The following is a 15,022-nucleotide window of genomic DNA, read 5'->3' as shown; positions in this document are numbered from 1 at the left end:
TTCTCAAAATTTGATTGCTCATCTCATAGACTTATGCTTCGGTTTGTCCTTCTTCAAGCACTAATTTGCGCTCGTAGGCCTTGAAGAAAGGATAATAAATACCCAAATAAATCAAGAAATTCACCACTACTAAGACAGCACCGCGAATGCTGGCTGTTGCGATCACTGCTGAAAAAATACTCGGAACCGTCCACACAGCCGCTAATGGATACGCCATTCCGGGAACAAGATTGGACACAAACGCGAAATAGGTCACGAAAGTGGTGACGATTGGTGCCACGACAAAGGGAATCGCCAGTGCTGGATTCAAAACGATCGGCAACCCAAACAACAGTGGCTCATTGATGTTGAAGACCCCAGGAATAAAGCTGAGACGACCAAGTTGTTTTAAAAATTTTGATTTGGAGAAACACATCATTGCGCAAAGTGCTAAGGTTCCTCCGCCACCGCCGATCCATAAGAAAGTAAAGATAAACGGCTGTACCCCCAGATTAGGAATCGCTTGTCCGGCTTGTGCTGCTGCCATATTTGCTTCAGAATTGACTAGCCAGATCGGCAACATCACCGTCGCTAATATTTGCGGATGAATCCCGAATAGCCACATGATACAAGTCAATCCTACATAGACCAAGGGTGCTGCTAACGAGTTGGAAGAAACACTTAATAAGGGTGTGATCAAACTTGCAATCAGGGCATTGATGTCAAAGCCGATCAAGTGAACAATGATCCAAACGATCGTCATTGAAAAAAACACGGGAATAATCACTTCAAAACTGCTGCTGACATTCGTAGGTACTTGCTCTGGCAGTTTAAACCCGATATTGTATTTTTTACAAAGGCGCATGCACTCGACTGCTAATATAGCGGTCAAAATACTGGCGAACATGCCTTCTCCTCCAAGATATTGCGTAGAGATAAACGTTCCTTCATCTAAAGAAGTGAAGGTCAATGTAGTAAAAAAGGTAAAAATTGCAGAAACGCCCCCTGCCAAACTATCCAGTTGGTAGCTTTGCGCTAATCGTGCGCCGATGCCAAAAGCTGCATAGATCGAAAGCAGTCCCATACTCATATTGAAGGGAATGATCAGTTTTGCCACTAAGTCGGGATGATTGCCCATAAACGATACATAGGATTGAGGCCATGGAATGTACGGTATCAATAAAAAGATCGATCCGATCACTGTGATTGGAATCGTTGCGATCAATCCATCGCGAACAGCACTCAAGTGACGTTGATTAGAAAGTTTCATCATTGGCGGCATCACTTTGGTTTCAATAAATTGCATTAATTTATCCATCAGTAAATCCTCCTAAATTTTTTAAGATATATCTTAACTTGAATATAAGCGCTTTCTCATAAGGAAACAATAAAAGCTATTTTCCAAAAATGGAAAATAGCTTTTTACGTTTACTCTTTTCTCATATTCATAATCATAAAAATCATCCATAGATGAAGCACTTTTTGCGAGTAATAATTCGATGACATCAATGGAACGACCTCTTTAAACAAGACACGCTCTTCAAAGAGATTACTTTGAGCGGCTTGCTCGCTGAACGTCAATAAAACTTTCTGACAGGCCGTTTTTTCAAGCAAATAGGCCTTTTTATCGATCCAGCTGCCTGTTAGATTGATCACAAAACAAATATCTGTTTCCCGCAATACTTGATCAATCAGCTGATCTTCCGCATTACGGTTTACTTCAAAAACGATATAGCCCATTTGACTAAGCAGTTCCCGCAGGAGATTAACAACCGAAAAAGAATAGCTGTTACCCAAAATCGCCACTCGTTTTTTTCGTTTCATTTCTTCTGCGATCCGTGTGCATTGGTGTTGATCAAATTGGTCAAAAATCTGTTTTTGGACCATGTACTCTCGTGCTAAAAATTGGTCAACCATTTCAGATACTTTACTCTTTGTATCGAGATTCGCTAGCATCCCTTCAAACATCGTATTTGCTAAATGGTATTCTTGTTCAAAATAAATCGTGAGGTCATTACGCATTTCTTTAAAACTAGCATAACCAAGTTTCTTACAAAATTTAGTGATACTGGCAGGGGTCGTCTGTGCAGCATAGGCGATTTCTTCAATATAGATCGCAGGAAATTCATCGATTCGCTCAATTAAAAGTTTTGTTATCAAAAAATTCAAATCGTATTTTTTGCATTTAAATAGATGTTCATTTAAACGAATGTATACTTGACTTGTCGTTTTCATAGCGACCACCTCACTTGCTTATTTACGCTGCCGGTTTCTTCTATCTTAGCATAGGCATCCATTTCTTAGAACCTTTCACTTATTGTACTTTTTAATAGAAATCAAAAAAAGAGTCCGCCTACGCGCAACTCTTCGATTCGGGTCCCCAGTTATTTCATTAACTGCTTTAACTGTTCATAAAAATTCTCATGGGTGCCACATAACAAGACTGGAATCACTTGGTCATCGATCACATCATAAGCAATACGACAGGTTGTCCCTGCATACTTAAAACCCTTCGACCAGATTCCAGCTAAATCGCCAGTTTTTTTGATCGCCGCTATACGGTTCGACAGCTATTTCATCATAAATGACATGAAGAAACTTTTGTTTCAGCGGTTTCTCCTTCAACTTTTTTAAATAATTCACTACTTGTCTAGATGGAATCACCTCATAAGCCAATTTCAGTTGCCAACTCCTCTTTGGTCATTGCTTTCCCGTCGGTAGCAGTATCCTTTGCAATTGTCTTAAATGAAGAAATCATCTTACTCTTACGCGCTTTAAATTCGGATAAAATATCTTCGTGTTCGTATCCCTCATTAATAATATCAGTCAAGATATCTTCACTGAAATCATCGAATGGTTTTACCGGTTCAATAAATTCATACAAGATTCCATTTTCTACTAGCTTTGCTTCTACTTCCACACCATTGGGAATACCAAAGTCTTTGGGCACCGTCAACATAATGGAATTCCCTTGTTTTCTTGTTTTCGTAATCATCGTTGCACTCCTCTCTCTGTTTTTGTAATTACTCTGTAAGAACATTATATCGTAATCGAATGTAATGACAAGTAATGCCGAAAGCTGAGTGTCAAATTGAGAAAATAAACCGCCTGCTACTTTACCTTATTTATTACTATCGATGCAGCAGGTGATACGGCTCATTAAACCAAAGAGCCCAATCTCCTTTTCCAGCGAAATATTGGCAAAAATACAGTATACTGGAGTTGAATGAAGAAAAAGGCAGGGATACCCATGGATCTTAAAAACCGTCTGATCGCATTCGCTCAGACCTTCAATGATGTTCAGATCGACCATCCATTTGCAAAGTTTCCCGAGTACCAAGTCTTGCGGCACCGTAAAAGCGGCAAATGGTTTGGCTTGCTGATGACTGTAGAAAAGCAGAAATTAGGCCTGGAAGGAACGGGAATGATCGAGATTTTAGATGTCAAAGCAGCGCCCGAAATGGTTTCGATCATCAATCAAAGTCACGGCTATTTACCCGCTTATCACATGAATAAAAACCATTGGCTCACCGCATTACTAGATGGCTCTGTATCAGAAAAACAACTCCAATCTTTGTTACGAGACAGCTATGAACATACCCGTTAAACCCAAATATCACAAAAAACCGATCAACGATGCGCCAGTATAGGAGCACCGTTGATCGGTTTTCTTTTATAACGGATCCTGCGTCATCCGTGAGTCTAACGAAACACTTAGGCCAACTCTTCTCCGTTTGTTGCAATAACTTGTTTGTACCAATCGAAGGATTTTTTCTTGGAACGATCCATCGTGCCGTTGCCTTCGTCATCAAAGTCAACATAGATAAAGCCATAGCGTTTGCTCATTTCGCCTGTTGAAGCACTGACAAGGTCGATACAGCCCCATGGCGTGTAGCCGATCAAGTCTACGCCATCAGCAATCGCTTCCCCCATTGCTTCAATGTGGCGGCGCAAGTAATCGATACGATAGTCATCATCGATCTTACCTTCTTCGTTAAAGGTATCAATGGCTCCTAAGCCGTTTTCCACGATAAACAACGGTTTTTGATAACGATCATACAATTCATTCAACGCGATGCGCAGCCCTTCTGGGTCGATTTGCCAGCCCCATTCACTTGCTTCTAGGAATGGATTGCGGACGCCGCCCAATAAGTTTCCTTGCACTTCATCGGCTTCTTCTGTGGTGATATCCACGGCAGAAGACATGTAGTAGCTGAAGCCAACATAGTCAACAGTATGTTCAGCAATCAAGGCTAAGTCTTCTTCGGTAATCTCAAGATCCTCTTTATTGACGCCGTGTTCTTTGTACAAACGATCCGTAAAGGATGGGTATTTTCCACGTACCTGCACGTCGGCACAGTAGTAGTTGAAGGCTTGATTATGGATCATCGTCGCCACTTGGTTGACTGGGTTCGCATCAATGCTGTAAGTCGTTGCATAAATGATCATACAACCGATCTGTAACTCTGGGTTTAATTCATGGCCGATTTTGACTGCTTTACTGCTGGCAACAAATTGGTTGTGCCACGCTTGGATCACGTTTGTAAAGTCGCTGGCACCCGTGCTGTTGACCATTCCTTGACTCAATGCAGAGAAATGGAAAGCAGAGTTGATCTCATTGAAGGTCATCCAGTATTTGACTTTGCTGTGGAACCGTTCCAAGACGACTTTTGCAAAACGCTCATAGAAATCGATCAATGCTCGATTTTTCCAGCCACCGTATTCTTTGGCTAAATGCAAAGGCATTTCATAGTGGGAGATCGTAACCACTGGCTCGATCCCGTATTTCAAACATTCATCGATCAGCGCATCGTAAAATGCTAGCCCAGCTTCGTTTGGTGTCGTTTCATCGCCTTTTGGAAAGATACGTGTCCAAGCGATAGAAAAACGATAGCTCTTGAAGCCCATCTCTGCAAACAACGCAATGTCTTCTTTGAAACGGTCATAATGGTCGATCCCGCGATGATTTGGGTAGGTGTATTTGTCCTCATCGATCGTCCAATCAAACGTATCACTACCTAAAATCGCTAAACGCTGTTTGCCGCCAGGCATTGCATCCGCCACTGACAATCCTTTGCCATCGCGATCGAACGCCCCTTCTAATTGATTCGCTGCGGTCGCGCCGCCCCATAAGAAATTTTCTGGAAATTTTGCCATTTGCTCGTTCTCCTTTTGTTTTCTTTTGATAAACCTACCTAGCTGGTTACTGAAAAATCTCTGATAAAAAACAAAAAACCTAAATAAGAGCCGCTGCTAAAACGAGAAGAGCGCTTTCTTATTTAGGTCTTGCCTGATCGAGTCAGTAACAATCCACGTGGGTTTTCTTTCTTTAACTATAGCACTAACTCATTGGCTTGTCATCATAAAATCGGTTTCTTTTAAACCGTTTCCCCCGTTGCATCGATACTTTCAGTTTGTGGGTGACCCTCCGCTTGCGCAGCTTCTGCTTCGGTTTTTAATTTTCCTTTATCTAATATTTTGACAAAAGGAATGTACAGCAAGCAGCCTGCCAAAACGCAAACAACTTGTAGAACTGCAACCTGCCAGCCTCCAGCTAGAAACCCATTTAGAAAAATCGGTGTGCCAAAGGGAACTTGTACGCCACTAAGTCGTGGGACGATCCCACTCCAGATCGCTAGGTACGCCACAAGCACTTGAACCAATGGTGTTAATATGAACGGAATCGCCATGATTGGATTCAAAATCAGCGGTAAGCCAAAAATCACCGGCTCATTAATGGTGAACAATCCAGGAACGGCACTTAGGTTAGCGACTGTCCGTGATTGTTTTGATTTCGCCAACAGCAAAATAACGATAATCAATGACAATGTTCCCCCAGCCCCACCAATACCAGCAAACAAATCATAAAACGACTTGCTCAAAATATTTGGCAGCTCGGAACGAGCAACACCGCTAGCTAAAGCATCCATATTTTCTACATCCATTGGTAAGTACAAAGCGGTGACAAAGCTACCCACCACCAACGAACCATGGATACCGAAGAACCATAGCACCATTTGGATCAGTACAATAAATAACAACGAACCGACACTAGAAGACAAGCTTTGCAGCGGCATTGCCAAGATTTGATAGATGAAATCTGAAAATGAGCCATAAGAAGTAAAACTGAATGCCCAGCTAATGACGATCGCGGTAAACCCAGAAATAATTGCTGGAATCAAACCGGCGAAGGTATCCGTCACAAATTGCGGCACGCCTGCTGGCATTTTGATGGCGATATTTTTTTCTAAAATAAAGCAGTACAAACGAGCAAAAACTAAGCCGCAGATCATAGCGGTAAACAAGCCTTGAGCGCCGAGTTTGCTCATGTCGAGGGTCGTTGTTTCCTCCAAGGTGACCATTGGCGTCATCATCAAAAAGGCAAACAACGAAACGATGCCGGCAGGGACTGCCGACTGCTTAAATTCTGTCGCTAAACGGTGACCGACAAGAAAGGAAGCGTACACTGAGATAACCCCAACGGTCATACTGTAACCGACGGAAAAATAACCGCCAATATTGATCGAGTTGATAAAATCTGTCCACCCTTGAATCGGCAAAACTGCTAACAACAAGGCGATCGAGCCAATAATGTTGATCGGCAGCGTCGCCATCAACCCGTTTGAAATTGCCTTTAAATACCGATTGTTGGAGATTTTATCTGCAAATACTAATACCTTATCCATATATTTATCCATTTTCTTTTCACTCCTTTATTTGGATGACGAACAATACATCTTCGTGACAATTGTGGGGATGGAAAACAGTGATACCATCAGTAACTGTCAGTTTTGGTTTCAAGAAACGATTGGTGTTCAAATCGATCAATGTGACGGTCGCTGTAGAAAGATCTCCTTGCAGGCGAACTGTTGTATTGCTTGGCAAGTAAAGCAAGGCATCCTTCCTTCCTGCGATAGCTGCCATACGAATCTGTTCATCTGCATCGATCAAGCGCTCTTGGAAAGGCACAAGCTCCTGAATATTTAATAATTCAAATAATTGCTTGATAAAGCCATAATCATCTGCCCCAGGAAAAGACAAAGCTTCTGGCCAAATCATCGGACGGTCAAACGCTTCCCCGATTTCTTCCGCAAAGGTTGCCGTCGGGGTTTGCCAACTCCAGATGCCGTGGGCACCGTACGTGATCCCAGCCGAGCCGCCGGCTAACAATGATTGCCATGCTGCTTTGCGGACATCTTTTTGACCAAATCGACCGTATACGTGACGGGCATAGCCCATTTGTTCATAGCAAGGTTCTGAGTTGATGATCGGCAGTTGCGGTTCTCGTTGATAAAAACGCTCTGCCAAATAATAAGGCATATTCAAAAAGGCGCTGTTATGACCTGATTGGTATAAAAATAAGTCCAAATGTTCGACGATAGGTTCAGGGATTTCTTCAAAACGTCCCTTGATATGAATCGTTTTCAAGGTATTGGGCGAATGCTTTTCAAAGAAAACAAAGGCTTCTAGATACGTATCGATGGTTGGCTGTGTTGGGAAGTCCGTATCGCCACCAATAAAGTAGATCGGATGGAAGGCATCAAACGTCTTAATCACTTTTTGATAGTAGGCCTGGCGGCAATCCTCCGGCAACACGTTGCGTTCTTTGTCCAACTGGCTAGCCCAAGTGCCAGCGACATAGTTTGACCACAAGACAACCAATGCTAAAGTAAAGCCTTTTTCATCGGCAATTTTACAAAGACGCTGAGCCCGTTCGAAATAGGCATCCTCCCAAACCGTAAAATCAAAGACACCCGCATCAAGGGGAAACGGCAAGCAGTCAAATTGACCACGGCTGCGATCCCATTGCGGTAACACATTGATTTGAAGGGTGTTGAATCCCTGCTCTTTGCGTTTGTCTAAGTAGGTGATCCAGTCATTTTCTTGAATACTAGTAAAAGCACTCCAGCAAGTATCGGCTAAATAAAAGAAATGCTGTCCGTCTCGCAATAAGGTGCGTTTGTTTTGGTTTACGGTGATTTTCACGGTGGAGCTCTCCTTTCATCGGCACAAGTTGTGCACTGGCGGTTATTAATCAATATAACTACTGAGCCAGCCTTCGCACAGCTCAAACCATTTGGCGACATGGGCATTGAGGTGACTTGACTTGCGTGCCGTTGTTCGATCCGCTAATGCCAGTCCGTGTTCGCCTTTTTCAAAAATATGCAGTTCGAATGGAATTTCTGCTTCTCTTAATTTGACCGCCAACTTCAACGAGTGCGCCACATCGACTAAGACGTCTTCCGTCGTATGCCAGAGAAACATCGGAGGTGTCCACTGATCGACATGATGCAAAATGTTCATGGATTGAATGGCTTCTTCCGTCGGTTGTTTACTCCCAAAAAAGCGCTCGTTGGCAGTTAAAGGTGTTTCGATTAGACGAGCGGCAAAGCCTAGCTCATCGATTGGGAAAGCATGCTCTTGATAAACCAATGGGTAGCCAGCGATCGCCAAATTCACTTTCAGTAAGTCACTGCTGACGCCCAACGCTTCTGCCAGCTCAGCATCGTGCCAGCGCGTCGCTAGCTGCAACGCTAGATGTCCGCCTGCTGAAAAACCGCAAACGATGATTTGCTCCTCATCCACCAACCATTCTTGAGCATGCGCACGAATGATTTTGATGGTTTGGGCGGCTTCCATCAAGGCATTGTGGGGAACGTTTTTCACCTGATCACCGGTGGTGTACCATAAAACAACGCTATTTAGCCCGATACTATTGAATTTCAAGGCAATGACTTCCGCCTCTCGATCACTGGTAAAGGCGTAGCCGCCGCCTGGACAGACGATCACTAGCGGTCGTTTTTTGCCGACATTGTACTCTTTGGATTGGTGCAATAAATAGGTATCCACGTAAGCCGTTTGATTCAGTTGAATTCGTTTGGTCTCCATATAGTTCCTCCTTTATCCTTCACTAAAAGCAGTTGACTTCTCAATGAACCGTTTCCATTTTTCATATTTCAAACGGATCACGGCCTGTTCGGCTTGCGGAACGATCGTGGTTTGCTGAATAGCTGGTTCATTCATGGTTGGTTTGGCAACAAGCATTGTGCCGATGGCTGAAAATTCTTCGACTTCGCTGACGATGACGGGTTTATTGATCAAAGTCGCCAATAAGCTCATCAAGGCGCGGTTTTTCGAAACACCGCCATCGATCATTACCTGATTGATCAGTCGTTCAGCGACTTCTTCCATCACATCGATCACTGCTTTGATTTGAAAAATGATGCTTTCTAAAACGGCTTTCAACAGCTCATGAGTCGTCGTTGTGCGTTTCATGCCGACAAAGCTGGCAGTCATCGTATTATCCCAAAAAGGGGCACCCATTCCTTGCAATGCTGGGATAAAATAGATGTCTTCTTGACTGTCACTGGTCAGCACTTCTTGACAGATCTCAGCTACATCTGGCAGCGGAGCCACTTGCTCACTGAACCAGTTGATGGCGTCACCACAGGAACGGATGATGCCTTCTAGCGCAAACGCTGTTTCCTGGCTAGTTTGCCAGCCGACCGTCGTCAAAATGCGGCGATCCCGCAACGTCTGCTCCTGCTGCACTTGCATCATGATCGAACAACCGGTGCCCATCGTGATTTTTACATCCCCAAGGCTTTGACAACCTTCCCCAAATAATGCCGCTTGTGAATCGGCTAAGATCCCTTTGATAGGGATTCCGTGATAGCTACCGAAAACCGTATCAGCAGGTTTGATCGCTGGCAAGTCTGCTAAATGGATGCCAAAAAGTTTGACGAGTTCTGCATCCCAACGGCCCTCTTCAATATTGTAAAACAATGTTCGGCAAGCGTTGCTGGCTTCTGTCGCAAATACTGTCCCTTGCGTTAAATTCCACAACAGCCAGCTGTCCATCGTACCGATCGCCAATTCGCCAGTCCCCGACTTTTCTTTGATGGCTGATAATTCTTGGGCCAACCATTTCACTTTGGTGCCGGAAAAATACGGATCTAAACGCAAACCGGTCTTTTGATTGATCGTCTTTTCCCAGCCTTGTGCCGTCAATTCTTCACAAATCGTAGCGCTGCGGTTGCATTGCCACACGATCGCATTGTACAGGGGATTGCCGGTCAATCGATCCCAAGCAACGATCGTTTCTCGCTGATTGGTCAATGACAAGGAAACGATTTGATCTGCAGTGATCGCTTGTTCTTGCAACACTTGTGCCAGCAATTCTTGGACATTTTGCCAAATCTCAAGGGGATCATGTTCGACCCACCCGACTTTTGGATAAATTTGGCGATGTTTTTTATCGTAACGCTGCAGGATTTTCCCTTCTTGAAACAGTAAGAGCTTGGTACCGGATGTACTCTGATCTAAAACAAGCTGATAGGTCTTGTCCATCTTAAGCTCCTAGAAACGCAACCGCTGTTTTCGCTATGGAGCCACCGTCTAAGCCATAATGGGCAAACAGTTCTGACGAAGAACCAGTAATCAAGGCTTCATCCGGAAAAGCAATGATTTTTTGTCGAATGCCCGTTTCTTCTGCCAGCGTTTCCGCCACGGCAGCTCCTAAGCCGTTGTATCGGCTGTGTTCTTCCACAGTGATCACGGTGCCTGTTTCTTTCGCCACTCGTTTGACCGTTTCTGAATCAAAGGGCTTCAAGGAATGAACATTTAAAACGGTAGCAGTGATACCTTGTTTTTCCAATAGCTCAGCAGCATCCAACGCTTGGCGCACGGTTTCGCCAGTGGCGAGCAATGCGACATCTTGACCGCTTCTCAGCTCAATGGCTTTGCCGATCTCAAAAGGATAATCTGCAGAATCATAACAATCTTCAACAGGATTGCGACCGAGACGGATATAGGCTGGTTCATTTGATGCCGCTAAGGCTTTAAACATTTGGATCGTTTCAAAGCGATCTGCTGGCAACAGCACTTGCAAATTAGGGATCGCTCGTGCCACTGCGATGTCTTGCAAGGAATGATGACTCATGCCTAATGCCCCATAGCTGACACCGCCGCTGATGCCTACGAGTTTGACATTTTTATTCGAATACGCGACATCGACTTTGATCTGCTCGATACTGCGCATGCTGAGAAAACAAGCAGGGGATGCAACGAAAGGGCGTTTGCCCATATGGGCTAAGCCGGCCGCAATACTGACGATGTTTTGCTCTGCGATCCCTACTTCCACCAATTGTGTCGGTAATTCCTTGGCAAAAGGTGCTAACGAAGCGGAACCACGAGAATCACTGGTCAACACCGTGATAGCAGGATTCTTTTTTCCTTCTTCAATCAATACGTCGCACATCGCTTGGCGATTGGCAATATTATTTTTTCCCATGAGTCAAAACCTCCATTTGCTGATCAAGTTCGGCAATAGCTTGTGCAAGCTCTTCTGCCGTTGGCACTTTATGATGCCATTGCGCTTGATTTTCGGCTGCAGAATAGCCTTTGCCTTTGATGGTTTTAGCAATGACCAGCTTCGGTTGATTGGGCTGATGCGGTTTTTCTAATGCAGCCACCAAGGCAGCCATATCATTGCCATCAACGATATGCACATCCCAACCAAAGGCACGCCATTTTTCATCTAGCGGCTCCACGGCCATCACATCTTCCGAGGCTCCAGTGATCTGCAAGCCGTTGCGATCAATGATGGCGGTCAAATTGTCCAGCTGGTAGTTGGCAGCCGCCATGGCTCCTTCCCATACCGAGCCTTCTGCTAATTCGCCATCTCCCAACAACGTATAGGTTTGATACGTGCGGTGATCCAGTTTGCCTGCCAAGGCGATCCCTACTGCGACGGGTAAGCCGTGACCTAGCGAACCAGTATTCATCTCAACCCCAGCTACTTTATTGTTTGGATGACCGATCAGTCGTGAACCAAATTGCGAAAAGGTGGCTAATTCTTCTTTCGGCAAAAAACCTTTGTCCGCTAAAACGGCCCATAGTACTTCTGCAGCATGTCCTTTACTTTGGATATACTGGTCACGATCTTGCTTTTGGGGATCTTTCGCATCCACATTCATTATCTGATAATACAGGGCCACTAAAATATCGGTACAAGAAAGATCCGAACCAGTATGACCCGTTTTTGCTTGATAGATCAGCTCTAACACGGATTTTCGAATCGTTAAAGCCTTCATTTCCAGCTCGTTTATTTCCATGATTGATCCCCTCTCAAGTATGCTTTGACGTCTTCTTCGATCGGATCATAAAAATCTGGCTGCACGCCGATGTATTTGCACGCTTCGTACAAGATCGGCACCACATTTTTTCTGACCGCCGCAACGTGATGAATATAAGGGCCTTCAACGAGTTTGAATTCCAAGCGATTCAAATTCGCAAATTCTAGATAGAGATAGGTCCCTTGATTGTATGGTCCATCGATCCCTTTGCCGGTGCCCATCAGCAACGAATACTCGCCGTTGTCTCCATCAAAGCGACACAACGTATACTCGTCTTTGATTGCCCGAAAAGCGACTGATCCCGGATAGTCAAAAACAAAATGCCGTTGCGGCAAAATCGGTTTGGTCTCCGCGGTGGAATAAGCAAAAACCCCTAAGTGCTGCAGCAATTCGCCATTCTCGTTTTCTGGATGGCGGCAGTTGACATCCGCAAAGATCGCACGGTGTTCCCCCAACGAAGCGGCTTCGACCAACAGTTCCGAGATCGCCCCATGAACATCCGTCTCACAGACAAAAGGCAGACCTTCTTCTTGTAAAAGCGACAGGGAGGCATACGGTAAAATACCTATTTCGTCTTGTAAAGCCGTCCAACACTGGATGACCCCTGCATTGCAGCCGTAGCTTTCACATAAGTTTTGCAAGGCCACTTTAAGGGCTGCCACCATCTCCAAATCTTTTGCCGAAATTTGGACTTCCGTATTGGTTTCGAAATAATCAATGACTGCTTGCAATTTATCTGGCTGCTGTTCTTTGACTTTCTTGATTTCTTGCACCACTTCTTGGATCGGTACTGGTGATAGCGAGATATTGAAACGCTCCAATAGTTCGCCTTCGTTGCAGATCACGGTCCAAAAATCAAAGGGCCGTGGGCCAACTTGCAAGATTCGTGTTTGTTTGAAGGTCTTGACGACATTGCAGACTTTGATAAAGTCTTGCAAGCCGCGGGCAAATTCCGGTGAATCAATATCAGAATTTTTGACATAGGTGAAAGGTACCTTGAAACGGCGCAAGACTTTCCCGATAGCGAAAAGACCGCATTGCGTATCCCGCAAACGTGAACCATCGGCGGCTGGTGTCTCGTCTTTGGGTCCCCATAGTAAGACGGGGACATCTAGTTTTTTGGCTAGACGAGCACAGGCATATTCCGTACCAAAGTTTTCATTGGCTAGAAAAAGACCGTCGATTTTTGCTGCTTTGAATTTTTCGGCGATTTTTTCAACCCCTTCATCATCGTATAGCAAGCCATCTTCGTTGATATCTAAAATATCTACATAATCAATGGCCAGTTCGTCCATTTTTTGTCGTGTCAGATTGGCGTACTCAATGGCTGCTTCTGCACTAAATAAATTTCTTCTAGTCGGGGCGAACCCGATTGTTACTTTATCCATAAAACCACCCTTTGCGTTTTAGTATATTTAGCTAAATTTTTATTTCTTCGACGATTCGTGCTACATTTCTGCTCAGAAATTCCTTATCCGTCAGTAAAACGATTTTTTTATTAGGAAAGGCTGTTGCGACTTTCGCTTGATTGAAGCGGGTTTGAGGAGCTAAAATCAAAAAATCATAGTCATTTCCCACCATAAATATTTCTGAAAAAGGCGCGGAATTCACTTGGTAATGCTGATCATCCGCTAGTTGTTCTTTGAGCGCTTTGACGAGCAGTGCGCTGGAGAGCCCAGTTGCACAAAAGAGACCGATCTGTGTCATCTATTCACTTCCTCAAAATGTAATCCCTTACTTTTTACACCTTAAATATAGCATAAGCTAAATATTTTGCAATAGTTTTAGATAAATATTTTTGTTTAATAACTAAAAAAAGACAAAACGCTTGCTAAACGTTTTGTCTTCTTCTTATTTTTTTCTTATTTGATGCTTTCGCGTTCGACGATCGTCGTGGCGACCAGCATTTTCAGATGGTTTTCATCTTCACTGGTGATTTTCTCGATCAAGCGTCGCACGGCTTGACGACCAAGGTACACTTTATCTACTTTGACGGTGGTCAGCGGTGGGTTGCAAAATTCCGCCAAAGGAATATCATCGAACCCAACGATGGCCAACGGATGATCGGGGAACACTTCGCGAATGGCTTTCATTGCACCGATGGCGATATTGTCATTGACCGCAAAAAAGGCGCTTGGTAACGGCCGCTGATCGGCACGCAAGGATTCCAAATAGACCTTCATGTCTTGATATGAGCCCTCCAAGGTGGGTTCTACTAAGGCTTCCGTCTCTTCATAATGGATCAGATCATGCTCTTGGATCGCTTGAATAAACCCTTGCTTGCGTTCACGGAAATTGTTGATTTGAAAGGTTGAGTTGATGATGCCAATGTCTCGGTGGCCTTTTTCGATCATCTTTTCAACGATCTCATAGGCGCTGTCACGATTATTGATGGCGACAAAATCAAAGTCCTGCGAATTAAAAATCGTATCTAAAATCACTAAGGGTACTTCCAAATGACGGAAGACTGCTAAATCTTGTTTTTCCAATTCCGTTCCTAACAATAGCAAACCATCTACTAATTCTGGGCGGATCTTTTCGATCGGGTCTTCCTCTGGCGCCAATGTGATATGGGAAATGACCAATTCATAGCCTAACGCGCTGCATTCCATTTCGATCCCCCGGATCAATTCAGAAAAGAAAGGCGTATCCCCTACGACATTTCCTTGTTTGTTCATTACAACAAATTTGATCTTTTGGCTTTCCGTTTTTTTAATTTCTCGCTGATCAAAATACCCCATCTCACGAGCGATCTTCAAGATCGCTTGCCGTTTTTGTTCACTGATCCCCTTACGATTGTTGATTGCATTAGAGACAGTTCCGCTGGAAACGCCAGCTTTTCGGGCAATATCAGAGATCACAACTTTCATTTGCTCACCGCTTTCTGCTTCTCATTCTGTTAAAAG

At 44.2% G+C, this 15,022-nt stretch carries 14 protein-coding genes and 1 pseudogene; 1 reads left to right on the top strand and 14 read right to left on the bottom strand.

The genetic code is table 11. The annotated features are described in order from the left end of the window. Positions 1–31: 31 nt before the first annotated feature. The 4 genes and pseudogenes from A5877_RS09270 to A5877_RS09255 all read right to left on the bottom strand — a co-directional run bounded on the left by A5877_RS09270 (position 32) and on the right by A5877_RS09255 (position 2,974). Positions 32–1,297 (bottom strand): PTS sugar transporter subunit IIC, encoded by a 1,266-nt coding sequence (locus tag A5877_RS09270; RefSeq protein ID WP_008376678.1) that lies wholly within the window; start codon positions 1,295–1,297, stop codon positions 32–34. Between the two features lie 110 nt (positions 1,298–1,407). After that, positions 1,408–2,214: a MurR/RpiR family transcriptional regulator gene (locus A5877_RS09265; RefSeq protein ID WP_008376679.1), complete on the bottom strand. Its 807-nt coding sequence runs from the start codon at positions 2,212–2,214 to the stop codon at positions 1,408–1,410. Positions 2,215–2,363: 149 nt separating this feature from the next. Next, positions 2,364–2,655 (bottom strand): annotated as a pseudogene (locus A5877_RS09260) (type II toxin-antitoxin system RelE/ParE family toxin). Next, the gene (locus A5877_RS09255; RefSeq protein WP_086298932.1) at positions 2,645–2,974 is read right to left on the bottom strand and encodes an AbrB family transcriptional regulator; all 330 of its coding nucleotides are present in this window, start codon (positions 2,972–2,974) and stop codon (positions 2,645–2,647) included. The pseudogene A5877_RS09260 and the gene A5877_RS09255 overlap by 11 nt, the downstream one beginning before the upstream one ends. A gap of 255 nt (positions 2,975–3,229) precedes the next feature. Between A5877_RS09255 and A5877_RS09250 the strand changes: the two genes are divergently transcribed. Beyond that, complete coding sequence (locus tag A5877_RS09250) at positions 3,230–3,586, top strand: MmcQ/YjbR family DNA-binding protein (RefSeq protein ID WP_005232842.1); 357 nt, start codon at positions 3,230–3,232, stop codon at positions 3,584–3,586. Positions 3,587–3,693: 107 nt separating this feature from the next. Here the strand turns inward: A5877_RS09250 and A5877_RS09245 are convergent, their stop codons facing one another. The 10 genes from A5877_RS09245 to A5877_RS09200 form a co-directional block, all read right to left on the bottom strand. Further along, the gene (locus A5877_RS09245; RefSeq protein WP_086298931.1) at positions 3,694–5,136 is read right to left on the bottom strand and encodes a glycoside hydrolase family 1 protein; all 1,443 of its coding nucleotides are present in this window, start codon (positions 5,134–5,136) and stop codon (positions 3,694–3,696) included. A 221-nt stretch (positions 5,137–5,357) separates the two neighbouring features. Next, complete coding sequence (locus A5877_RS09240; protein WP_008376690.1) at positions 5,358–6,677, bottom strand: PTS sugar transporter subunit IIC; 1,320 nt, start codon at positions 6,675–6,677, stop codon at positions 5,358–5,360. 7 nt (positions 6,678–6,684) lie between these two features. Beyond that, entirely contained in the window at positions 6,685–7,965 is a 1,281-nt protein-coding gene (locus A5877_RS09235) for a DUF4038 domain-containing protein (protein WP_086316732.1), read from the bottom strand. Positions 7,966–8,010: 45 nt separating this feature from the next. Then, positions 8,011–8,868, bottom strand: coding sequence for an alpha/beta hydrolase (locus tag A5877_RS09230; RefSeq protein ID WP_086298928.1), 858 nt, complete (start codon positions 8,866–8,868; stop codon positions 8,011–8,013). A gap of 12 nt (positions 8,869–8,880) precedes the next feature. Next, complete coding sequence (locus tag A5877_RS09225; protein ID WP_086316731.1) at positions 8,881–10,329, bottom strand: glycerol kinase; 1,449 nt, start codon at positions 10,327–10,329, stop codon at positions 8,881–8,883. Between the two features lies 1 nt (position 10,330). Then, a complete protein-coding gene (locus A5877_RS09220) occupies positions 10,331–11,272 on the bottom strand; it encodes a transketolase family protein (RefSeq protein ID WP_086316730.1) in 942 nt (313 codons plus the stop codon). Next, positions 11,259–12,095: a transketolase gene (locus tag A5877_RS09215; protein ID WP_005232864.1), complete on the bottom strand. Its 837-nt coding sequence runs from the start codon at positions 12,093–12,095 to the stop codon at positions 11,259–11,261. The genes A5877_RS09220 and A5877_RS09215 overlap by 14 nt, the downstream gene beginning before the upstream one ends. Further along, entirely contained in the window at positions 12,086–13,504 is a 1,419-nt protein-coding gene (locus A5877_RS09210; RefSeq protein ID WP_005226500.1) for an L-fucose/L-arabinose isomerase family protein, read from the bottom strand. Before A5877_RS09210 ends, A5877_RS09215 begins: the two co-directional genes overlap by 10 nt. A gap of 31 nt (positions 13,505–13,535) precedes the next feature. After that, positions 13,536–13,823: a PTS Lactose/Cellobiose specific IIB subunit gene (locus A5877_RS09205; RefSeq protein WP_016611646.1), complete on the bottom strand. Its 288-nt coding sequence runs from the start codon at positions 13,821–13,823 to the stop codon at positions 13,536–13,538. A gap of 155 nt (positions 13,824–13,978) precedes the next feature. Continuing rightward, the gene (locus A5877_RS09200) at positions 13,979–14,986 is read right to left on the bottom strand and encodes a LacI family DNA-binding transcriptional regulator (protein WP_016611647.1); all 1,008 of its coding nucleotides are present in this window, start codon (positions 14,984–14,986) and stop codon (positions 13,979–13,981) included. Between the last annotated feature and the right edge of the window lie 36 nt (positions 14,987–15,022).

The sequence above is a fragment of the Enterococcus sp. 3C7_DIV0644 genome, assembly GCF_002141235.1.
Taxonomy (GTDB): domain Bacteria; phylum Bacillota; class Bacilli; order Lactobacillales; family Enterococcaceae; genus Enterococcus_D; species Enterococcus_D entomosocium.
The sequence above is the reverse complement of the archived record's forward strand: the minus strand, read 5'-3'. Positions and strand labels throughout refer to the sequence as shown.